The 5,028-nt window shown below is 73.3% G+C and carries 5 protein-coding genes and 1 pseudogene; 4 read left to right on the forward strand and 2 right to left on the reverse strand.

Annotation, left to right across the window (positions count from 1 at the left end; all coding sequences use genetic code 11):
- Positions 1–123: 123 nt before the first annotated feature.
- Positions 124–903, reverse strand: coding sequence for a DeoR/GlpR family DNA-binding transcription regulator (locus tag N4P33_RS32680; RefSeq protein ID WP_260830558.1), 780 nt, complete (start codon positions 901–903; stop codon positions 124–126).
- Positions 904–1,040: 137 nt separating this feature from the next.
- Here N4P33_RS32680 and N4P33_RS32685 point away from each other — a divergent pair, with 137 nt between their 5' ends.
- Complete coding sequence (locus tag N4P33_RS32685) at positions 1,041–1,922, forward strand: SIS domain-containing protein (RefSeq protein WP_260830559.1); 882 nt, start codon at positions 1,041–1,043, stop codon at positions 1,920–1,922.
- Positions 1,923–2,010: 88 nt separating this feature from the next.
- On the forward strand, positions 2,011–2,880 hold the full coding sequence (locus N4P33_RS32690; protein ID WP_260830560.1) for a class II fructose-bisphosphate aldolase: 870 nt from the start codon (positions 2,011–2,013) through the stop codon (positions 2,878–2,880).
- On the opposite strand, the gene N4P33_RS32695 is transcribed toward N4P33_RS32690, so the two are convergent.
- Complete coding sequence (locus tag N4P33_RS32695; RefSeq protein ID WP_260830562.1) at positions 2,840–3,994, reverse strand: methyltransferase; 1,155 nt, start codon at positions 3,992–3,994, stop codon at positions 2,840–2,842. The two genes, N4P33_RS32690 and N4P33_RS32695, sit on opposite strands and share 41 nt — an antisense overlap.
- Positions 3,995–4,142: 148 nt before the next feature.
- Between N4P33_RS32695 and N4P33_RS32700 the strand changes: the two genes are divergently transcribed.
- Both N4P33_RS32700 and N4P33_RS32705 read left to right on the forward strand, forming a co-directional pair.
- On the forward strand, positions 4,143–4,793 hold the full coding sequence (locus N4P33_RS32700; protein ID WP_260830561.1) for an alpha-ketoglutarate-dependent dioxygenase AlkB: 651 nt from the start codon (positions 4,143–4,145) through the stop codon (positions 4,791–4,793).
- Positions 4,794–4,829: 36 nt separating this feature from the next.
- Positions 4,830–5,028: pseudogene (locus N4P33_RS32705) on the forward strand (ROK family protein); the annotation flags it as partial.

Genomic DNA, 5,028 nt, shown 5'->3' on the forward strand with positions numbered 1-5,028 from the left:
ACCGGCGTACTGGTTGTACGTGGTCGGCGCCCGGTGCGGCGAGTGGGGGCACCTCCCACGCCCTTAAGGCAGTGGGGGAGCGTGCATGGCGTCGCCAGGCAGACGGGGATTTGACGACAGGGCCTAGACCACCACGACCCGCAGCCCCGCCTCCTCGAAGCGGCGCACCGTCTCCGGTGGTGCCGAGGAGTCGGTGACCAGGATGTCCACCGACTCGGTCGCGCAGATGCGGGCGAACGCGCGGCGCCCCAGTTTGCTGGCGTCGGCGGCCACCACCACCCGCTCGGCCCGCTCGCACAGCGTCCGGTTGATCGCCGCCTCCGCCTCGTCGTGTGCCGAGGTCCCGTGCACCGGGTCGAAGCCCACGACACCGAGCACCGCCACATCCAGGGTGATCTGCCCCAGCACCCCGTCCGCGAGCGGCCCGATCAGCTCGTACGACTGCGCCCGCGCGACCCCGCCGGTCACCACGATCTTGAACTGGGGCCGCACGGCGAGCTCGTTGGCGATGTTGAGCGCGTTCGTCACCACGGTCAGCGCGGGCGAACCGGAGCTGAGATCGCCGCGCACGGCGAGCGCCCGGGCCACCTCCGTGGTGGTCGTCCCGCCGGTCAGCCCGACCGCCTCGCCGGGGGCGAGGAGATCCGCCACCGCCTTGGCGATGCGCTGCTTCTCCGAGGCGTGGCGGGCGGTCTTGTAGCGCAGCGGCAGTTCGTAGGACACCCCGTGCACGACCGCCCCGCCCCGGGTGCGCACCAGCATCTGCTGCTCGGCCAGCTGATCGAAGTCCCGGCGGATCGTCGCCGCCGACACCCCGAGTTCGGTGGCCGCGTCCTCGACGTCCAGCCGGCCGCGCTCGACGAGCAGCTCCAGCAGCGCCTTCCAGCGGGCGTCCCGCGACATCCACCCTCCCGTACCCCGGCGGCCCTCGGTCTCCGGGCGACCCTAACGCATCCCGCATCGGACCAGCGGGTTGCTTGATTCTGTTCGAAACCAGGCTGTATCTTGCAAGAACAATCATTCGCCTGTGGGGGTGCCGCATGACCCATGTAGAGACCGAACTGAACAGCCAGCCGGAGTGCTGGACCCGCGCCGCCGCGGGGGCGGCCGAGCACGGCTCGGTGCTGCCCGCGGCGGGGGAGCGGGTGGCGATCGTCGGCTGCGGCACGTCCTACTTCATGGCGCAGGCGGCCGCCGCGCTGCGCGAGGCGAGCGGCCAGGGCCAGACGGACGCCTTCGCCGCCTCCGAGTTCCCCCGCGGCCGAGCCTACGACCGGGTCGTCGCCCTCACCCGCTCCGGCACCACCACCGAAGTCCTCGACCTGCTCGGGGAGTTGAGGAACAGCACCCGCACCACCGCCGTCACCGCCGACCCGGCCACCCCGGTGATGTCGCTGGCCCACGACACCGTCGTCCTCGACTACGCGGACGAACGCTCCGTCGTCCAGACCCGTTTCGCCACCACCGCCCTCACCCTGCTGCGCGCCCACCTCGGCCTGCACACCGACCGCGTGGTCGAGGACGCCCGCACGGCCCTCGCCACACCCCTGCCCCAAGGGCTGGTGGACTGCGCCCAGTTCACCTTCCTCGGCCGCGCCTGGACCGTCGGCCTGGCGAGCGAGGCCGGGCTGAAGATGCGCGAGGCGTCACTGTCCTGGACGGAGTCCTACCCGGCGATGGAGTACCGGCACGGCCCCATCAGCATCACCACCACCGGCACGGCGACCTGGATGTTCGGCGAGGCCCCCGAGGGCCTGGCCCAGCAGGTCCGCGACACCGGCGGACTGTGGATCGAGGGCACCCTCGACCCCCTCGCCGAACTCGTCCGCGCCCAGCGCCTCGCGGTCGCCGTCGCCGCGGCCCGCGGCCTCGACCCCGACCGCCCCCGGCACCTGACCCGCTCGGTCATCCTCACCCCCTGACGGCCCACGCAACGCCAGTGCCCCGGCCGCCGTCCAGCCGCGGGCCCCTGCACCATCGGCCTTCCGACACCGTCGAACAGGACACCCCGTGCCCCTCACGACCACCGGCGACCTCGTCTCCCGTGCCGCCGCGGTCCGCTCCGCGGTCGCCGCGTTCAACATCATCACGCTGGAACACGTCGAAGCGGTCATCGCCGGCGCCGAGTCCGTGAACGCCCCCGTCATCCTCCAGGTCAGCGAGAACGCCGTGAAGTTCCGCTACGGGCGTCTGCTCCCGCTCGCCCGCGCCGCCGTCGCCGCCGCCGAACGCGCCTCGGTACCCGTCGCGTTGCACCTCGACCACGTCAAGAGCGACGCCCTGCTGCGCCAGGCACCGGACGCCGGATTCGGCTCCGTCATGTACGACGCGGCCGGCCTGCCGTACGCCGAGAACCTCGCCGCGACCCGCGCCGCCGCCGACTGGGCACACGCCCAAGGGCTGTGGATCGAGGCCGAGTTGGGGCAGATCGGCGGCAAGGACGGCCGGCCCCCGCTGGACGCCCACGCCCCCGGTGCGCGCACCGACCCCGACCAGGCCCGCGCGTTCGTCGCCGACTCCGGCGTGGACGCCCTGGCCGTCGCCATCGGCACCAGCCACGCCATGACCACCCGCACGGCGGCCGTCGACCAGACCCTCCTCAAACGCCTCTCCGCCGCCCTGGACGTCCCCCTCGTGCTGCACGGCTCCTCGGGCCTGCCCGACGCCGAACTCGCCGCGGCGGTCACCGGCGGCATCACCAAGGTCAATGTGGGCACCGCCCTGAACATCGCCATGACCGGCGCGATCAGGGAGTACCTGGCCACCCACCCCGAGGCGGTCGACTCCCGCGGCTATCTGACGGTGGGCCGGGAGGCGATGACCCGCACGGTGGCGTCGATCATCCGGACGCTGGGCCCGCTCCCCGCTTCACGGCCCTGAGCACCACGAACTTCGGGTCGCTCGCCACCACTTCGCTGTTGCCGAACAGCCGGCGCAGCCGCACGTGGTAGCCCAGGTGACGGTTGCCGATCACCCACAGCTCGCCGCCGGGGCGCAGGGTGCGCCGGGCGTCGGTGAACATGCGGCGGGCGGTGGTGTCTGTGGTCGCCTGGTGGGAGTGGAACGGCGGATTGTTCAGGACCAGGTCCACACTGTCCGCCGCCACGCCCGCGAGGCCGTCGCCGACCCGGAATTCCGCGTGCCCCGGAACGCCGTTCGCCCGGTAGGTGTCCTGCGCGGACGCCACCGCCTGGAAGGACTCGTCCACGAACAGCACCTCGGTCTGCGGATCCGCCAGCGCCATCGCCGTCCCCACGACACCGTTGCCGCACCCCAGATCCACCACCCGGGCGCCGTCCCGCACGGCGGGCAGGTGCTTCAGGAAGAAACGGGTGCCGATGTCCAGGCGGTCCGCGCAGAACACGCCCGCGTGGTTGACGACGGTCCGGCCGGAGACCACGCCGATGCCGTCGGGGAGCGTGTAGCGGTACGGCCAGGGGTTGGCGGGGCGCTCGAGCCCGGGGTCAGGCGTGCAGAAGATCAGCCGGGCCTTCTTCTCGGCGAGCGAGGTGCGGGTCGGGCCGAGGATCCGCTCGAACAGGCGCAGCGTGGAGGTGTGGATCTCCTTCACCATGCCGGTGCCGACGACGACCGTGCCCTCGTGCACGGAGGGCGCAAGCCGCAGCAGCTGGTCCTCGAGCAGCGCCAGACTCTTCGGCACGCGCACCAGCAGCATGTCGATCCGCTCCGGCGGGTCGTCCTGCGTCGTCAGCAGCCGGACCGTGCCAGGACCCACGCCGTTGCGTGCCAGATTCGCCCGGGTCGCCTCCTGGCCGAGCCAGGAGTCGGTGATCTGCGTCGGCCGGTGCGCCGCGAGCGCCGTGACCAGCGCGCCCCACCGGTCGCCGAGCACCACTACCGTCCCCGACAGCGGCACGCGCTCGCGGTCGAGATACCGGAGCAGATACTCGTCGGAGGCGTCCCAGGCGCGCAGCCGGTCACGCGGATCCTCGGGGAAGCGAGCCAGCACCGGCTCGCCCCACGGCGTCGTCATACGGTCGTCCATCGTGCCGCCCAGGCTAGTACCCCGGCAGGGGGCGTTCGCCCGCGGCCGGGCGAACGCCCCCTGCCGGGGTACTGGCGGAACCGCAGCTCAGCCCGTGTCCGGCCGGATCCGGCCGCACAGGGGGCAGGATGGGGGCATGGACGGCGAGCTGTTCCCCAGGGCCCGGACCGAGGTCGCGCCCGGAGCCGTGCACGTGCCCGACTGGCTCGACGCGGGGGAGCAGCGCGAGCTGCTCGACGCGTGCCGGGAGTGGGCCCGGCCGCCCGCCGGACTGCGCACCGTGCGCACCCCCGGTGGCGGCACCATGACCGCACGCCAGGTATGCCTGGGCTGGCACTGGTACCCGTACGGCTACGCCCGCACCGTCGTCGACGGCGACGGCGCCCCCGTGAAGCCCTTCCCCGGCCGGCTCGGCGAGCTCGGCCGCCGTGCCGTCGCCGACACCCTCGGGGCACAGGCCGCCGAGGCCGCCGCGTACGACATCGCGCTCGTGAACTTCTACGACGGCGACGCCCGGATGGGCATGCACCGCGACAGCGACGAGAAGGCGGACGCCCCCGTGGTGTCGCTGAGCCTCGGCGACACCTGCGTCTTCCGCTTCGGCAACACCGAGACCCGTACCCGCCCCTACACGGACGTCGAGCTGCGCAGCGGCGACCTGTTCGTCTTCGGCGGGCCGTCCCGGCTCGCGTACCACGGCGTCCCGAAGGTGTATCCGGGCACGGCACCGCGAGAGTTGGGACTGACCGGGCGGCTCAACATCACGCTCCGCGTCGGCGGCCTCTAGTCGGCGCGGCATGCGGATCATGGGAGACTCGCCCTCATGAGCGGGAAGGCGGACCCCCGGCCGGCGGGGGAAGGGACCACCTCGAGGACGCGGCTGGACCGGGGGCGCGGCGCGCTCGGCCCCGCGCTGGAGCTCGTGCACACCGGACGCGCCCCCACCCGTGCGGTCCTCACGGCCGAACTCGGCGTGACCCGCGCGACGGCCGGGGCGGTCGCCGCCGAGCTGGAGGCGCTCG

Origin of the sequence: Streptomyces sp. 15-116A, assembly GCF_025290915.1 — a bacterium.
Classification (GTDB): domain Bacteria; phylum Actinomycetota; class Actinomycetes; order Streptomycetales; family Streptomycetaceae; genus Streptomyces.

Excerpts from the sequence above, each read along its gene's own strand:
- N4P33_RS32680 (WP_260830558.1), bottom strand. The coding sequence starts at position 903 with ATGTCGCGGGACGCCCGCTGGAAGGCGCTGCTGGAGCTGCTCGTCGAG.
- N4P33_RS32685 (WP_260830559.1), top strand. The coding sequence starts at position 1,041 with ATGACCCATGTAGAGACCGAACTGAACAGCCAGCCGGAGTGCTGGACC.
- N4P33_RS32695 (WP_260830562.1), bottom strand. The coding sequence starts at position 3,994 with ATGACGACGCCGTGGGGCGAGCCGGTGCTGGCTCGCTTCCCCGAGGAT.
- N4P33_RS32700 (WP_260830561.1), top strand. The coding sequence starts at position 4,143 with ATGGACGGCGAGCTGTTCCCCAGGGCCCGGACCGAGGTCGCGCCCGGA.